The organism is Aeromonas sp. S8(2024) (assembly GCF_041403085.1).
Lineage (GTDB): Bacteria > Pseudomonadota > Gammaproteobacteria > Enterobacterales > Aeromonadaceae > Aeromonas > Aeromonas dhakensis.
The window spans coordinates 677489-692842 of sequence record NZ_JBGLRF010000001.1 but is presented as its reverse complement, the minus strand read 5'-3'; the positions used below and the strand labels follow the sequence as shown (position 1 = coordinate 692842).

Below are 15354 nucleotides of genomic sequence, written 5' to 3'. Positions count from 1 at the left end.
GAGTCTTAAGCGATCAGGAGATCTTGCGATCCTGATCCGGCTCGAACGAGTGACCGGATTTCTCCTGCTCCAGGTTGTCTTCGGAGCGGTGACCAGACCAGTAGTCGGCGTTCTTGATGCCGAGCTTCTCCGGGTGGAACACCGGATCCAGCCCCTGGGCCTGCTGGGCCTCGTAGTCTTTCAGACAGGTGAAGGCGGTCTTTTGCAGCAGCAGGATGGCGATGATGTTGAGCCAGGCCATCAGGCCGACCCCGATGTCACCCATGCCCCAGGCCAGATCGGCCGTCTTGACGGTGCCGTAGACGATGGCCGCCATCAGACCGAGCTTCAACAGGAAGGTGAGCCAGGGGCGGTTAATCTTGCGGTTGACGAACGCTATGTTGGTCTCGGCGATGTAGTAGTAGGCGACGATGGTGGTGAACGCGAAGAAGAACAGCGCGATGGCCACGAACATGCTGCCAAAGCCCGGCATCATGCTCTCCATGGCGGTCTGCACATAGCCCGGGCCCGCAGCTACGCCGGCAATGCCGGTGTAGAGCGCCGCGCCATCCGGCCCCTGCACGTTGTAGAGGCCGGTGATGAGCAGCATAAAGCCGGTGGCGGAGCAGACGAACAGGGTGTCGATGTAGACGGAGAACGCCTGCACCAGGCCCTGCTTGGCCGGGTGGCTTACCGCGGCGGCGGAAGAGGCGTGCGGACCGGTACCCTGGCCTGCTTCGTTGGAGTAGACCCCACGTTTGACCCCCCACATGATGGCCAGACCCAGAATGGCACCGAAGCCGGCATCCATCCCGAAGGCGCTCTTCCAGATCAGCAGGATCACGCCCGGCAGCGCATGGATGTTGAGGGCGATGATGACGCAGGCGACGATGATGTAGCCCAGCGCCATGAAGGGCACCACGGTACTGGCGAAGCTGGCGATGCGCTTGACGCCACCGAAGATGATGAAACCGAGCAGCAGCGCCAGACCGGCGGCGGTGACGTTCGGATCGATATCAAATGCAGTCTGCAGACTGGCGCCGATGGAGTTGGCCTGCACCCCTGGCAGCAGCACGCCGCAGGCGAAGATGGTGGCGATGGCGAAGGTCCAGGCGAACCAGCTCATGCCAAGTCCCTTCTCGATGTAGAAGGCCGGGCCGCCGCGGTATTCGCCGTTGATCTTCTCCTTGTAGACCTGACCCAGGGTGGACTCCACGAAGGCGGAGCTGGCGCCGAGGAAGGCTACCATCCACATCCAGAACAGGGCGCCCGGGCCACCGAAGGTGATGGCGGTGGCGACCCCGGCGATGTTGCCGGTACCGACGCGACCGGCCAGGGTCATGGCCAGCGCCTGGAAGGAGGAGACCCCCGCATCCGTGCTCTTGCCATCAAACATCAAGCGGATCATCTCCTTGATGTGACGCAGTTGCAAAAAGCGGCTGCGCAGGGAGAAGTAGAGGCCTACCCCCAGACACAGGTAGATGAGCGCAGGGCTCCAAATCACACCATTGATGGCATTGACGATCTCATTCATGTACAACAACTCCTTTGTTGTGCTGTCTTGTTGGCGGGGTCTCTGCCCCGCTCCCTTAAATTTCAGGTGACCCAGGGGTCACTCGTTATGATTGGGGACCAGTCGGTGGCGGAAGTTTCCACTGGCCAGTCCGCGGGTTTTAACATATCGATTTGTGCTGGGGCTTCCTAGCGAAATATGTTGTCACCTTGTTAATTTGTGAATTGACATTAACAAATCGTGATGTGGTTGGACAAAATACGGTGTCAACCCGGTATCATCTCCTCTTTCATCGGCATGCCCGTGGGGGAGAAGCAGAGCAAAATCGAGGCCAAGGATGCAAACAGAGAGAGAGACGGCGGTGATCCGCCCGGCCTGCGCCGGGGATGTGGCCGCCATGGCCGACTTGTTCGGCCAGCTGGGTTACCCGGTCAGCCCACAGGAGCTGGGGGGGCGCTGGCTGACGCCGGATCCGGGCCGCGAGGTGCTGGTGGCTTGCCTGGATGAGGGGATCACAGGCGTCTTGGTGTGGCACTGGCTGAACCCGCTGCACGTTGCACCAGAGTGGGGCCTGATCTCGGCGCTGGTTGTCGATGAGGGTGCAAGGGGAAGCGGCGTGGGGGCCGCCCTGCTGGCCGTGGCAGAGAGCCATGCACAGGCGCGGGGGTGCAGCCAGCTGGAGCTCTCCAGCAGCCTCAAGCGGGAAGGGGCCCATCGCTTCTATCTGACGCAGGGGTATGTCGAGCGTCCGAAACGGTTTGTGAAAACAGTCTGATCAGCAAGAGGAGTCTGCGTGTTCTGGTCTCGCGTACGAAGTGTGTTTGGTGGTGCGTCCCGGCAAGATGAGCAGGGGCCGGATGCCCTGGAGTGGCAGCAGGCCCTGGCCGCAGTGCCCATTTTGCAGGGCTTTTCCCGGGAGGAGGAGCAGACCCTGATCGGGTTGGCGCAGCAGCTGCTGGCCCGCAAGACCCTCACCCAGATCGGGGTGACGCTTACCCCCCGCCAGCAGGCGGTGCTGGCCCTGCAGGCGGCGCTGCCCATTCTGCATCTGGGGCTCGACTGGTATCGGGGCTTTCACGAAATCATCCTGATCCCCGAGCCTGTGGTGCGCCGCCAGCAGGTGCAGGACGAGTTCGGGCTGGTGAGCGAGGTGGAAGAGGAGAACGCCGGCGAATCCTGGCCCCAGGGGCCGCTGGTACTGGCCTGGAGCGAGCTGCAGCAGGACGGGGACTGGGACGGCTTCAATCTGGTGATCCACGAGCTGACCCACAAGCTCGACATGCTGGGAGGGGAGGCCGACGGGGCGCCGCCGCTGCCGGCAGGCATGGATCCGCGCCAGTGGACGAGTGCGCTGCAGGCAGCATTCGATGCCATGCAGGCGCAGCTGGATCGCCATGAGCCTACCGCCATCGACCCTTACGCCGCCTCGCACCCGGCCGAGTTCTTGGCGGTGTGCAGCGAGAGCTTTTTTACCGATCCGCTGCGCCTGCGCGACACCTATCCGGCGGTGTATGAGCAGTTCACCTGCTTCTTCGGCCAGCAGCCGGCGACGCGTTTTCCGGCGACCCGACTGCTGGCGGGTGAGCCCGAGTATCACGGCTAGTCGGGTGAACCTGGCAAATCGCGCCCAACAAAAAGGCACCCCGCGGGGTGCCTTTTTCGTTACAGCTGTGTCGGCCGGGTGCTTAGGCAGCGGCTTTGAGCTGAACGGCGGCGGCTTTTTTGTGATCGCCGATTGGCAGCACGGTGCGGCCGAACTGCTCGTTGATCACGGTGGCCATGGCCAGGTAGATGGCGCTGGCGCCGCAGATGATGCCTTCGAAACCGGCGATGGTGCCGATCAGGGTGCTGCCGGTGAAGTCACGGGCGGCCAGCAGGAAGAACAGCACGGTCAGGGAGGCGAACACGAACTGCTTCACGCGCGGGTAGTTGACGGTCCCGATCAGCATGAACAGGGTGAACATGCCCCACATCAGCAGGTACCAGCCCATGTAGGCGTGCGGAGTGGCTTCGGCCAGACCCATGGTCGGCATCACCAGCAGGAACACCAGGCTCCACCAGAAGGTGCCGTAGGAGATGAAGGCAGTCACACCGAAGGTGTTGCCGCGCTTGTACTCCATGATACCGGCGATGATCTGGGCCAGACCGCCATAGCACAGGCCCATGGCCAGGATCATGGCGCTGATGGGGAAGAAACCTGCGTTATGGATGTTCAGCAGAATGGTGGTCATACCGAAACCCATCAGACCCAGAGGGGCAGGGTTGGCCAATTTTTCGCTCACGTGGCGTTCTCCAAAAATAGAGGTGGGGGTTGATAAAAGACGCGCGATTTTAGGCAGGCTCTTGGCCTCGGGCAAGAGGCGGAAGGGATGAAACAGTAAAAAAATAACGGAATTTTTTACCCGGCTGACCATTCGTGCGATCCAGGTAGATGGCTGGTGAATGAATGGTGCGGACAAGGTTGAAAAGTTGTATTAAGTGGAACATTTCTGAAAGTTTCATACAGCTCGAGGCGATGGGCTGAGCCGCGCTGTCTACCGTATTTCCACCGCCAAGCCTGAGCACACCTGAGTCCAAAAAATACGCTCATATGCCATCAGACAAGGGGCGTCAATGACCGGTTCAATGCAAGCGACCTGACTGTCTGTCCGCGGCTTCGACATGGCTAAGCAAGGGGCATTGCGCCGGGCGAGTGAGCTGACGAGGTGGATATCTGAAACAAGGGGTCAGGATGGGGGTGATAAAGTGTTGAATGCGAGCTTGGGTCCTGCAGTTGGCCTTATGCAGTGACGCAGATTGTTGCTGGATAGCCGAGAGAGCTGGTCGGATGAAGGGAGAAGAGCAAGGAGTGCGAGGCATGTGCTCGGCAACAGGTTTCGAAAGGAGGGTTCAATCCCAAAGAAGAGGGGGAATGGCATCCCCCTCATCCTGCTGATGTCACCGGCTCAATCGTCCAGGGTCAGCACCACCTTGGCCTCCTTGTCGGCCTCCCTGACCTGGCTGTCCAGCACAAACAGCCGCTCCGGCGCGATCCCCTGGCGGTCTACCAGAAACTCCTTGGTGTTCTGGGCGCGGCGCATGGCCAGATTGCGCAGGGACTTGGCGGTGATGAGCTGCTGATCCCGCAGCAGGAGCACCGCCTGGGTGCGCAGGGCCGGACTCACTTCATCGAGCTTCAGCCGATCGGCCAGATCCCCGAGATCTTCGTTGAAACGGGCCTCATAGGCCTCCGCCAGTGCCGATTGCATGGCGGGGTCCTGTTCCAGCAGATCGAGATCCACCGGGTTGCCGGTGATCTTGGCCAGCACCCGTTCGAGCTTCTGGCGCTGCAAGATGGGGCGCTCCTCGTTGAAGTTGACCTTGCCGCGAATGTTCATGCTGAGCTTGGGTCTGTCCTTGAGGGCTTGTGCCAGCTTGGTCAGCTTCTCCTGCTGGGTGGGAGTGAGATCCGGCTCACCAGGCAGGAAGGGCAGCTCGTCCAGGTCCTCGCTGCCACCCGCGAGGGAGGCGAGCAGCGAGAAGGGGGAGGTGACTGCCTTGCGCAGGGTGTTGCCGAGCACGTCCCAGAAGATGTTGCCGAGGCTGAAGTCAGGCTGATCCAGATTGCCCTTTACCTTCAGGTTCATCTGGATGACGCCATTGGCATCGCTCAGCAGGGCAACCGCCAGCCCCAGCGGCAGATCCTTGGCCTGCTCGCTCTTGACCTTTTCCCCCAGTTGCAACTTCTTGATGGTGATGTCGTTGTCCCCCTCCAGCCGGTTGCCGTGCAACTGGTAGTTGAGCTTCATGGAGAGCTGGCCCTTGTCGATGGCGTAACCGGCGTAGGTGCTGGAGTAGGGGGTGAAGGTGGTGAGCTCCAGGTTGTTGAAGGTGACGGCCACGTCCAGCACCGGCTGCTCGATCAGCAGGTTGGTGCCGCCGCGAATGGTTACCGGGGCATAGCGGTCCACCTTGCCGTTGAAGGCCAGCTCGGAGCGCTGGCCCGGGATGTTGCTGATGTGACGGCTCTGGCCGCTGAGGGAAGCGATGTCCACCACGAATTCCGGGCTCAGGCTGCGATCGGCAAAGCGCAGGTTGCCCTGCTCGGTGCGCACCTGGGCGATGCTGACGCGGGGGGCCGGGCCGCTGCTGGCGGGCTTGGCCGTGGTCGGTTGCGGCAGCAGCAGTTGCTGCACGTTGGTGACCCTGTCCTCGTTGATCTCGATGCGGGCGAAGGGTTTGCGCAGCAGGATGTCGTCGATCTTCACCTGCTGGCTGAGGCCGTCGTAGTGCAGGCCGCTCAGTTGCAGTTGCTCAATTTGCAGCAGGCGCTGGTTGTCGGCCCGATCCAGCACGTTGAGCCGATCGATGTCGAGCCCGCCGCTCAGCTCCAGCTTGCTCAATGCCCCCTTGGCATCGGTGGCCAGCGCCAGCTTGGTACGGCTGGCAAGCTGGCCGTCGCGCACACTGATGCGCAGCAGATCCTGCAGGTAGGGCTGGGCCCAGCTGAGCGGCAGACCCTGTTGCTTGATCTCGCCGTTGAGGCTGAAGGGCGCCAGGGCGAGGTCGCCGTCAAAGTCCAGTTTTGCCTGGTTGTTGAGTGCCCCGCTCAAGGTGAGCGGGCTGCTCTGTCCTCTCTGACTGCCCAGCGGACCCAGGGCCAGCGTCAGGGCGGAGAGCTCGCGCAGCAGCGGCTTGCCGCTGCTCGATTCGGTCAGCTTGAGCTGGCCCTGCTCGATGCGGGTCTGCTTGAGGCTCCAGCGCCAGGGTTTGGCCGGGGCGGCCGGTTTGGCGGCTTTACTGGTTTTGACCGGCGGCTGGGGGATCAGCAGGGTCGCCAGATCCAGCTGCTGGTTGGCATCGAGCACCGCACTGACGGCCGGGGCCTTGAGCGTCACCCGGTCGATCTGCAGCGCCTGCTTGCTGCCGTCGAGCGCGATGCCGGTCAGCGCCAGCTGCTTGAAGCGGGCAAATTCGCCGCCCTTGCGGCGCTGGAGCTGCCAGTCATTGAGGGTCAGCTTGCCCTTGGAGAGTTGCCAGCCCAGTCCCTGCTTGCCCTCGGCTATCTGGTAGGCAAGCTCGGCGTTGGCCTCGCCCCTGGCCAGCTTGATATCAAGATAAGGGGCCCAGAGCGGGGCGAAGGGGGCGAGGGCCAGTTTGCCGAGGCTGATCTTACCCTTGCCGGCGCCGCTCATGATGTCGAGCTCACCGCTCGCCTTGAGTGGACTCTGCTTATTGAGGGTGGCTCCTAGCACGAAGGGGTTGGCACGGCCAGGGGCGGTGGAAAAGCGTGGCAATTGCAGGTCGAGCCCGCTCAGGGTCAGGGTGGGCACCCAGCCGGAGCTGCTCTGCTTGCGGCTGTCCTGATAGGTGATGTGACCCTGCTCGGCCGCCAGCCGGTTGATCTGCACCAGCAGGGGGGCGCCACTGTCGGTGGTTGCGGCGTCACCCGGCGCGAGCAGGCTGGCCAGCGCCTCGGTCAGGTTGAAGCGAGCGTCTTGGCCGCGATCCGCCAGTCGTACCAGATTGACCGTCGGCTTGACCAGCAGTGCCTCATCGAGGATCAGGGCGCGCTGGCGCCAGCTTTCCCCTATCAGGGGGGTGAGCTGCAAGCGATCGAAAGCGACGAGGGGCTGCTGCTGGTCATCAAACAGGGTGGTGGGGCCGATGGCGAGGGAGGGGTGGCGCAGGCCGACGTCTATCTCCCCCAGGCTCAGGTGCAGACCGTAGTGTTTGGCCAGCCAGGCCGGCAGGTGGCGCTGGGTGAGGGCGGGGGCTTGCCATAACAGAATGAGCAGAGAACAGAGCAGGGCGGCGCAGAAGTAGAGAGCGTAGCGCAGCAGGCGGGCACGCAGGGGCTTGGGCATGAGGGTCTCCAATTGATGCGCATAGGGTAACAAACTTTCAGGTCATTATCATGGTGCCACTTGATTCTGTACGCCGTACCTTGTCCAGAGGCTTGCCAGTTTTCCGCTCTTTTCAAGCGTATCCAGCCACAACTCCAGCTGCTGCACCGAGACTCTGCTATCCGGGCTGAGCAGGGCTCGCAGCGCGTATTGCTGATCCCATTTGTCCGATCGCAGCAGTCGTGCGGCCTGTTCCGGCTGTTCTTTCTCGAACTGGTTGAGGTAGGAGAGGTTGATGATGGCCACCTCGCCGCGCCCCTTGAACAGCCCCTGCAGGGCGCTGACGTTGTCCTTGACCAGGGTGATGTTGAAGCGTCGCTTCATGTTGCCCGGTGTCGCGTCGAAGTCGGCGATGCCGTAGTGATAGCCGCTGACCCCGATCAGCTGGCGTTGCTCCAGATGATCAAAGAAAGTTTGATCCCGCCCCGGCGCCTTGAGCGCAACATAGATCTCTCCACCCAGCAGCAGCGGACGGGTCATCAGCACCTCATCGGCATGCCAGTCCCAATGGATGTCTTCAAACAGGATCAGGGAGAAACGACCGAGGGCCAGCGCCTGGTAGCGGTGAGTGGCGGAGGTGGGCACGAAGACGAAACGCACGTCCCGCTGGATGTCGTTGAGCTGGGCGATAAGATCCAGGGTCAGCCCGTGATAGCCGTCGTTCGCATCCTTGATCACAAAGGGGGCATAGGGGTAGCCGCCGACCCGGATCACAGGGTGGCCCCATGCCCCGCAGCAGAGCAGCAGCAACAACCAGCACCAGCGTTTCATCGGGGCTCCCGGGAGGGGGTAAATAACCCCAGATTCGGTTAATCTGCGCCAGTTTTCAAGCCGTTAAGGGAATTTACGCAGCGTTGCTCGGCCGCCTCCAGCTCGGCCATCACCATCTGGATATCTTCCAGCTGCTGGCGCAGGGAGTGGCGCTTGGTTTCGATGAGCTGGATCATGGAGTTGAGCTGGGTCTTGCTGGAGCGGTCGGTGTCATACATGTCGAACAGCTCGCGGATCTCCGCCAGGCTGAAGCCGAGGCGTTTGCCGCGCAGGGTCAGCTTGAGGCGGATCTTGTCCTTGTGACTGTAGATGCGGGTCTGTCCCTCCCGGGTCGGGGTGATGAGCCCCTCGTCCTCGTAGTAGCGGATGGTGCGCGGGGTGATGTCAAACTCGTGAGCCAGCTCGGAGATGCTGTAGGTCACCTCCTTGCCGGCGAGTCCGTGGGCGAGGGTATTGGGCATGGCGGGGCTCCTTAGTGCGGGGATGAGTGAGGGGATGGTTGGCACAGCCGCGTGCGCAGCCGCTCGGCGTTGGCGTGCAGGGCCCGGCCGACCCGCGAGCCGTTGGGGCGGCCGAGCTGTTCGCTCACCCACTGGCCGGTGGCGGCCAGCTGGTCGAGATCCACCCCGGTACTCATGCCAAGGCCGTGCAGCAGATAGACCACCTCCTCCGAGGCGACGTTGCCGGAGGCGCCGGGGGCATAGGGGCAGCCACCGAGCCCGGCCACCGAGCTGTCGATGGTACGGATGCCGCGCTCCAGTGCCGGCAGCAGGTTGGCCAGTCCCTGGCCATAGGTGTCGTGAAAATGGACCGCCAGCCGGCCGGCCGGGATCTCGTGCAGCACCGCATCCAGCATGGGGGCCACGGTGCCCGGGGTGCCGACGCCTATGGTGTCGCCGAGCGATATCTCGTGGCAGCCCAGATCCAGCAGTCGCTCGGCCATGGCGGCGACCCGCTTGGGCCGGGTCGGGCCGTCGAACGGACAGGCGATGACGGTGGAGAGGTAGCCGCGCACCTTGATGCCAAGGCTGCGCGCCTCCTGCACCAGGGGGGCGAAGCGCACCAGCGACTCCTCCACGCTGATGCCGATGTTGGCCCGGGTAAAGCCGTCCGAGCAGGCGGTAAAGAGGCCTATCTCGTCGGCGCGGGCGGCGATGGCGGCCTGCAGCCCCTGCAGATTGGGCACCAGGGCGCCGTAACGGGTTGCAACCTTGCGCGGCAGGGCGTCGAACAGTGCTGCGGAATCCGCCATCTGCGGCACTTTTTTGGGGGAGACGAAGGCGCCGACCTCGATGCGCTGCAGCCCGCTCTCGGCCAGCCGGGCGATGAGCTCCAGCCGCTGCACCAGCGAGAGGGTCGCAGTTTCATTTTGCAGGCCGTCCCGCGGCCCCATCTCCACCAGGCTGACCTTGTCGTCCCGGTTCTCCTGTGCTCGGTTCATGAGCGCTCCTCCTGCCCGGTCTGCTCTTCGGCAAAGCGCACCAGCATGGCGCCCTGACTCACCTGTTCGCCCTGGCGGCACTGGAGCGCCTCGATCACCCCATCCCGGTCGGCCTTGAGGACGTGCTCCATCTTCATCGCCTCCAGCACCAGCAGAGATTGCCCCTTGCTGACCGGCTGGCCGGCCTCGACCTGCAGCGCCACGACGATGCCGTGCATGGGGGCCAGGATGCCGGCGCCGCCGCCCACCTGGTGATCATGGTGCAGCTGATGATGCTGATCATCGGCCGAGAAGCGGATACGCCTGCCCGCCAGTTGCAGCAGATAGTCGCCCTCGCCGAGGGACTGCAGCGGGTAGCGTTGCCAGCTGCCGGCCTGCTGCAGGCGAACATGATCCGGCCCAAGCTCGAACGGGATCTGCTCGCCCTGCCAGAGCAGGGCGCCGGCTCGCTCGGTGAGGGTCAGCACGCGGGTCTCCTCGCCGATGCGCACCGCTGCGCTGAAGCTGCGGTTGGGGCCGAGCCGAAAGCCTGTTGCCTGTTGCCAGGGGGAGGCATCGCGCTGGCGACTGGCGAGCCAGAGCGCGGCGAGCGGCCAGGCGAGCGCCGGAACGGGCAGGGCGTCGGTGGGAATGGGCCACTGGGTGTGGTGGCCCATCGCCAGCACTTCGGGCTCTTCGCACAGGCGCAGCAAGAGCGGGCCGTTGTGCACCAGGGGGCCGAGCTCCAGCGCCGCCAGCGCGTCGGCCAGGCTGGCAAAGGCTTCGCTGCGGCTCGGTGCATGGGCGATCAGCTTGGCGATCATGGGGTCGTAATAGGGGCTCACCGCATCGCCGGCGCCGACCCCGGTATCGATGCGCACTCCTTTGGGCCAGCTGAGCCATTGGATGGGGCCGCTGGCTGGCAGAAAACCGGCCGCCACGTCCTCGGCGTAGAGGCGCGCCTCCACCGCGTGGCCGCGCAGCACCACCTCCTCCTGGGTGAGCGGCAGCGGCTTGCCTTCGGCAACTGCCAGCTGCCAGGCCACCAGATCCTGGCCGGTGACGGCCTCGGTGACCGGGTGCTCCACCTGCAGCCGGGTGTTCATCTCCATGAAGAAGAACTCCTCCCCGCACAGCAGAAATTCGATGGTGCCAGCCCCTCGATACTTGATGGCACGGGCGGCGGCGACGGCCGCATCGCCCATGGCACGGCGCAGCACCGGAGGAATGTCGGGGGCGGGGGCCTCCTCGATCACCTTCTGGTGGCGGCGCTGCAACGAGCAGTCCCGGTCCCCCAGATAGATGGCGTTGCCGAGAGTATCGGCAAACACCTGCACCTCCACGTGGCGGGCGCAGGCGAGATAGCGCTCCAGCAGCACATGGTCGTCACCGAAGGCAGAACTTGCCTCCCGCTTGACCGCTGCCAGGGCCGCGTCAAAGTCGGCCAGCTGATCGACCCGGCGCATCCCCTTGCCACCGCCGCCACTGGCCGCCTTGATAAGGAGCGGAAAGCCCACCTGGCTCGCCTGATCGCGCAAAAAGTCGGGGTGCTGATCCGCGCCGTGATAACCGGGCAGCACCGGCACGCCGGCGGCCTGCATCAGCGCCTTGGCGCCGGACTTGTCGCCCATGGCGAGGATGGCGGCGCCGCTTGGGCCGATGAAGCGCAAGCCCTGCTGCTCGCAGGCGGCGGCAAAGTCGCTGTTCTCGGAGAGGAAACCGTAGCCCGGGTGGATGGCGTCGGCGTTCGCCTGCTGGGCGATACGTAGCACCTTGCCGGTGTCGAGGTAGCTCTCCCGGGCGGGGGCCGGCCCCAGATGCCAGGCTTCGTCGGCTTCGCGCACATGCATGGCGCTGGCGTCGGCGTCCGAGTAGAGGGCGATGGTGTGAATGCCGAGGCGCCGGGCGGTCTTGATGATCCGCACAGCGATTTCGCCGCGGTTGGGGATCAGCAGGCGCTTAATTGGAGTGTGATGGATCATGCTGGCTCCCTGTCGCTCAAGGCGCACAAGTGCGAAGCGTGTTGATCCACACTCCAGTTATATTGACCACAGCTGGCGATCAGCAGGCGCTTGATGGGGTGGTATTGAGTCATGCTTCGTCCTTGAAACGGGGGCGCCAGCTGGGGGAGCGTTTGTCGAAGAAGGCTTGCATCCCCTCCTGGGCTTCGAGACCGACCCGTACCCGGGCGATGGTCTCGACGGTTTTCTCTTCGTGCAGGCTGGCACTGTGGCTCTCGAGGGCGGCCAGCAGCCGCTTGGTCTCTTTCATCGCCTCCGGCCCGTTGCGGCACAGGCGCAGGGCCTGCGCGCGCCCTTCGGCCAGCAGCTGATCCGGCGGGCAGCGCCGGTGCGCCACGTTGAGCCGGCAGGCAGTGACCGCATCGAACGGTTCGGCGCTGAGCATCAGGGCGCGGGCCTGGCGCATTCCCATGGCGCGCACCACGTAGGGGCTGATCACCGCGGGCACCAGCCCGAGGCTCACCTCGGAGAGGCAGAAGCGGGCGTCATCGTCGGCCAGCACCAGATCGCAGGCGCAGATAAGGCCAAGCGCCCCGCCGTAGGCGGCCCCCTGCACCAGCGCCACCGTGGGGAAGGGGAGCTCGTCCAGGGTTTGCATCAGCCGGGCCAGCACCCGGGCGTCTTCCCGGTTGTGCTCGAAATCGGAGTGGGCCTGGTTGCGCATCCAGTTGAGGTCGGCGCCGGCGCAAAAATGCTTGCCTTCCGCCCGCAGCAGCAGGGCGTGGGGGCGGAAGGCGAGGGCTTGGCCGTGGGTGTGGGCCAGCTCGTCGAGGCAGTCGAGCAGCCCCAGCATGAGGTCGGCGTCGAAGGCGTTGTGGCGGGCCGGGCGCGACAGCACCAGCTCGGCCAGCGGGCCGTGTCGCTCCAGCCGAAAACCGGGCTGGATGTCGTGACTGAATGGATCGGACATGTGAACTCCTTACATCCGGAAGATGCCGTACTGTTCCGGGCCGGTCTCGGCCCCCTGACAGGCCGCCAGCGCCAACGCCAGCACGGTGCGACTCTGGGCCGGGTCGATGACGCCGTCATCCCACAACCGAGCGCTGGCGTAATAGGGGTGACCCTGACGCTCATACTGCTCGATCACCGGGGCGCGGATGGCGGCCGCCTCCTGCTCGCTCAGGCTCTTGCCCTCGGCGGTCAGCTTGTCCCGGCGCACCTGCACCAGCACTCCGGCCGCCTGCTCGCCGCCCATGACGGAGATACGGCTGTTGGGCCAGCTGAACAGAAAATCGGGGTCGTAGGCACGCCCGCACATGCCGTAGTTGCCGGCGCCAAAGCTGCCGCCGACGACCAGGGTGATCTTGGGCACCCGGCTGCAGGCCACCGCGGTGACCAGCTTGGCGCCGTGCTTGGCTATCCCTTCACGCTCAGCCGAGCTGCCCACCATAAAGCCGGTGATGTTCTGCAAAAAGAGCAGCGGGATGGCGCGCCGGTTGCAGAGCTGGATGAAGTGGGCTCCCTTCTGGGCGCTGTCGCTGTGCAGCACGCCATTGTTGGCGAGGATCCCCACCGGCATGCCGCAGATCCGGGCAAAACCGGTGACCAGGGTAGTGCCGAACAGCGCCTTGAATTCGTCAAAGTCCGAGCCATCCACCAGCCGGGCGATCAGCTCCCGCGCGTCATAGGGGCGCTTGAGACTGGTGCCCACCAGGCCGTAAAGCTCCTCGATGGGGTAGCAGGGGGGCTCGTAGCCGGGGTTGGTCTCTACCGGCTCGTTGCCCAGGTGGGTCACCAGGGTGCGGGCGATGGCCAGGGCGTGGGCATCGTCGCGGGCCATGTGATCTGCCACCCCGGAGTGGGCGCAGTGCACCTCGGCCCCGCCCAGGGCCTCGGCGCTGATCTCCTCGCCGGTGGCCGCCTTGACCAGCGGCGGGCCCGCCAGAAAGATGGTGGCCTGTTCCCTGACCATGATCGACTCGTCCGCCATGGCGGGCACGTAGGCGCCACCGGCGGTGCAGAGCCCCATCACCACCGCCAGCTGGGGGATGTTCTGGGCCGACATGCGGGCCTGGTTGTAGAAGATGCGGCCAAAGTGATCCCGGTCGGGGAACACCTCGTCCTGCATCGGCAAGAAGGCGCCGCCGGAATCCACCAGATAGAGGCAGGGGAGGCGCAGCCGCTCGGCAATGGCCTGGGCGCGCAGGTGCTTTTTCACCGTGAGCGGGTAGTAGGTGCCGCCCTTCACGGTGGCATCGTTCACCACCAGCATACACAGGCGCCCAGAGACCCGGCCGATGCCGGTGAGGATGCCGGCGGCGGGCACCGGTTCGTCATAGACCTGCCAGCCGGCCAGCGCCGAGAGTTCGAGAAAGGGGGAGCCCGGGTCCAGCAGCTGGTTGATGCGCTCGCGGGGCAGCAGCTTGCCGCGGGCCTGATGACGGGCGTTGTTGGCCGCGCCGCCGCCCAAGGCTATCGCCTCCAGGCGGGCATTGAGATCGTCGACCAGGGCCTGCATAGCGGCCTGATTGGCCTCGTAGTCGGGGCTGGCGGTGTCGAGACGGGAGTGGAGCCTGCTCATGCATTATCCCCCATCAGCTCGCGGCCGATGAGCCAGCGGCGGATCTCCGAGGTGCCGGCGCCTATTTCGTAGAGCTTGGCGTCCCGCAGCAGGCGGCCGGTGGGGTATTCGTTGATGTAGCCGTTGCCGCCGAGCAGCTGGATGGCATCGAGCGCCATCTGGGTGGCATTTTCGGCGGCAAACAGGATGGCGGCGGCGCAATCCTTGCGGCTGGTGCGGCCCTGATCGCAGGCGCTCGCCACCGAATAGACCAGCGCCCGGCTGCTGGCGAGGCGGGTATACATGTCGGCGAGCTTGCCCTGCACCAGCTGGAACTCACCGATGGGCTGGCCGAACTGCTTGCGCTCGCGCACATAGGGCAGCACCACGTCCATGCAGGCCTGCATGATGCCAAGGGGGCCGGCTGCCAGCACCACCCGCTCGTAATCCAGACCGCTCATCAGCACCTTGACCCCGCCGTGCAGGGGGCCCAGCAGGTTTTCCTGCGGCACCCGGCAGTTGTCGAACACCAGCTCGCAGGTGCTGGAGCCGCGCATGCCGAGCTTGTCGAGCTTCTGGGCGGTGGAGAAACCGGGAGTGCCCGCCTCGACGATAAAGGCAGAAATCCCTTTGGGCCCGGCGGCGGGATCCGTCTTGGCATAGATGACGAAGGTGTCGGCATCGGGCCCATTGGTGATCCACATCTTGTTACCGTTCAGCACGAAGTGATCCCCCTCGTGCACCGCGGTGAGGCGCATGCTGACCACGTCTGAGCCGGCGCCCGGCTCGCTCATGGCGAGCGCCCCCACATGCTCGCCGCTCACCAGTGGCGGCAGGTAGCGGGCTTTCTGCGCCGGCGTGCCGTGGCGGTGGATCTGGTTGATGCAGAGGTTGGAGTGGGCGCCGTAGGAGAGGCCGACCGAGGCGCTGGCGCGGCTCACCTGCTCCATCACCAGTACATGGGCCAGATAGCCGAGGTTCACCCCGTCATACTCCTCCGCCACCGTGATGCCGTGCAGCCCCAGCTCACCCATCTGGGGCCAGAGATCGCGGGGGAAGATGTTGCTCTGATCGATGTCGCCGGCCCGCGGCGCGATCACTTTCTGGCAGAAGGCCTCGACCTGCTCGGTCAGGGCGCACAGGGTCTCGTCCATCACTGCATGCATCCTTGCTCTCCTCATATGAAGGGGGTGACAGCCTGGCGGCCGAGCTGAAGCAGGGGGCCAAACTGGTCAGTCCATTTGTGATTTAAGTTTACGTTAGCG

The 15354-nt window shown here is 64.6% G+C and carries 12 protein-coding genes; 2 read left to right on the top strand and 10 right to left on the bottom strand.

What is annotated here, in order from left to right; all coding sequences use genetic code 11:
• Positions 1 to 13: 13 nt before the first annotated feature.
• On the bottom strand, positions 14 to 1513 hold the full coding sequence (locus ACB031_RS03000; RefSeq protein WP_017779667.1) for a sodium:alanine symporter family protein: 1500 nt from the start codon (positions 1511 to 1513) through the stop codon (positions 14 to 16).
• A gap of 316 nt (positions 1514 to 1829) precedes the next feature.
• Here ACB031_RS03000 and ACB031_RS02995 point away from each other — a divergent pair, with 316 nt between their 5' ends.
• Positions 1830 to 2267: a GNAT family N-acetyltransferase gene (locus ACB031_RS02995; RefSeq protein ID WP_371138971.1), complete on the top strand. Its 438-nt coding sequence runs from the start codon at positions 1830 to 1832 to the stop codon at positions 2265 to 2267.
• 18 nt (positions 2268 to 2285) lie between these two features.
• Positions 2286 to 3095, top strand: a complete 810-nt coding sequence (locus ACB031_RS02990) for a zinc-dependent peptidase (RefSeq protein ID WP_371138970.1) — start codon at positions 2286 to 2288, stop codon at positions 3093 to 3095.
• Between the two features lie 82 nt (positions 3096 to 3177).
• Here the strand turns inward: ACB031_RS02990 and ACB031_RS02985 are convergent, their stop codons facing one another.
• The 9 genes from ACB031_RS02985 to ACB031_RS02945 form a co-directional block, all read right to left on the bottom strand.
• Positions 3178 to 3774 carry a GPR1/FUN34/YaaH family transporter gene (locus tag ACB031_RS02985; protein ID WP_017764320.1) on the bottom strand — a complete coding sequence of 199 codons (597 nt, stop codon included), beginning with the start codon at positions 3772 to 3774 and terminating at the stop codon, positions 3178 to 3180.
• Between the two features lie 663 nt (positions 3775 to 4437).
• Positions 4438 to 7338, bottom strand: a complete 2901-nt coding sequence (locus tag ACB031_RS02980; RefSeq protein WP_371138969.1) for a DUF748 domain-containing protein — start codon at positions 7336 to 7338, stop codon at positions 4438 to 4440.
• A 48-nt stretch (positions 7339 to 7386) separates the two neighbouring features.
• Positions 7387 to 8148: a substrate-binding periplasmic protein gene (locus ACB031_RS02975; protein WP_371138968.1), complete on the bottom strand. Its 762-nt coding sequence runs from the start codon at positions 8146 to 8148 to the stop codon at positions 7387 to 7389.
• Between the two features lie 38 nt (positions 8149 to 8186).
• Complete coding sequence (locus ACB031_RS02970; protein WP_005301493.1) at positions 8187 to 8609, bottom strand: MerR family DNA-binding transcriptional regulator; 423 nt, start codon at positions 8607 to 8609, stop codon at positions 8187 to 8189.
• A gap of 11 nt (positions 8610 to 8620) precedes the next feature.
• The gene (locus ACB031_RS02965) at positions 8621 to 9589 is read right to left on the bottom strand and encodes a hydroxymethylglutaryl-CoA lyase (RefSeq protein ID WP_371138967.1); all 969 of its coding nucleotides are present in this window, start codon (positions 9587 to 9589) and stop codon (positions 8621 to 8623) included.
• Complete coding sequence (locus ACB031_RS02960) at positions 9586 to 11550, bottom strand: biotin carboxylase N-terminal domain-containing protein (protein WP_371138966.1); 1965 nt, start codon at positions 11548 to 11550, stop codon at positions 9586 to 9588. The genes ACB031_RS02965 and ACB031_RS02960 overlap by 4 nt, the downstream gene beginning before the upstream one ends.
• A 109-nt stretch (positions 11551 to 11659) precedes the next feature.
• Complete coding sequence (locus ACB031_RS02955) at positions 11660 to 12499, bottom strand: enoyl-CoA hydratase-related protein (RefSeq protein ID WP_371138965.1); 840 nt, start codon at positions 12497 to 12499, stop codon at positions 11660 to 11662.
• 9 nt (positions 12500 to 12508) lie between these two features.
• Positions 12509 to 14110: a carboxyl transferase domain-containing protein gene (locus ACB031_RS02950; protein ID WP_201989173.1), complete on the bottom strand. Its 1602-nt coding sequence runs from the start codon at positions 14108 to 14110 to the stop codon at positions 12509 to 12511.
• Complete coding sequence (locus ACB031_RS02945) at positions 14107 to 15255, bottom strand: isovaleryl-CoA dehydrogenase (RefSeq protein WP_201989172.1); 1149 nt, start codon at positions 15253 to 15255, stop codon at positions 14107 to 14109. Before ACB031_RS02945 ends, ACB031_RS02950 begins: the two co-directional genes overlap by 4 nt.
• Positions 15256 to 15354: the final 99 nt, after the last annotated feature.

What these genes read in the sequence shown, in the direction of transcription:
- ACB031_RS03000 (WP_017779667.1), bottom strand. Translation starts at nt 1,513, where the DNA reads ATGAATGAGATCGTCAATGCCATCAATGGTGTGATTTGGAGCCCTGCG.
- ACB031_RS02995 (WP_371138971.1), top strand. Translation starts at nt 1,830, where the DNA reads ATGCAAACAGAGAGAGAGACGGCGGTGATCCGCCCGGCCTGCGCCGGG.
- ACB031_RS02980 (WP_371138969.1), bottom strand. Translation starts at nt 7,338, where the DNA reads ATGCCCAAGCCCCTGCGTGCCCGCCTGCTGCGCTACGCTCTCTACTTC.
- ACB031_RS02975 (WP_371138968.1), bottom strand. Translation starts at nt 8,148, where the DNA reads ATGAAACGCTGGTGCTGGTTGTTGCTGCTGCTCTGCTGCGGGGCATGG.
- ACB031_RS02970 (WP_005301493.1), bottom strand. Translation starts at nt 8,609, where the DNA reads ATGCCCAATACCCTCGCCCACGGACTCGCCGGCAAGGAGGTGACCTAC.
- ACB031_RS02965 (WP_371138967.1), bottom strand. Translation starts at nt 9,589, where the DNA reads ATGAACCGAGCACAGGAGAACCGGGACGACAAGGTCAGCCTGGTGGAG.
- ACB031_RS02960 (WP_371138966.1), bottom strand. Translation starts at nt 11,550, where the DNA reads ATGATCCATCACACTCCAATTAAGCGCCTGCTGATCCCCAACCGCGGC.
- ACB031_RS02955 (WP_371138965.1), bottom strand. Translation starts at nt 12,499, where the DNA reads ATGTCCGATCCATTCAGTCACGACATCCAGCCCGGTTTTCGGCTGGAG.
- ACB031_RS02950 (WP_201989173.1), bottom strand. Translation starts at nt 14,110, where the DNA reads ATGAGCAGGCTCCACTCCCGTCTCGACACCGCCAGCCCCGACTACGAG.
- ACB031_RS02945 (WP_201989172.1), bottom strand. Translation starts at nt 15,255, where the DNA reads ATGCATGCAGTGATGGACGAGACCCTGTGCGCCCTGACCGAGCAGGTC.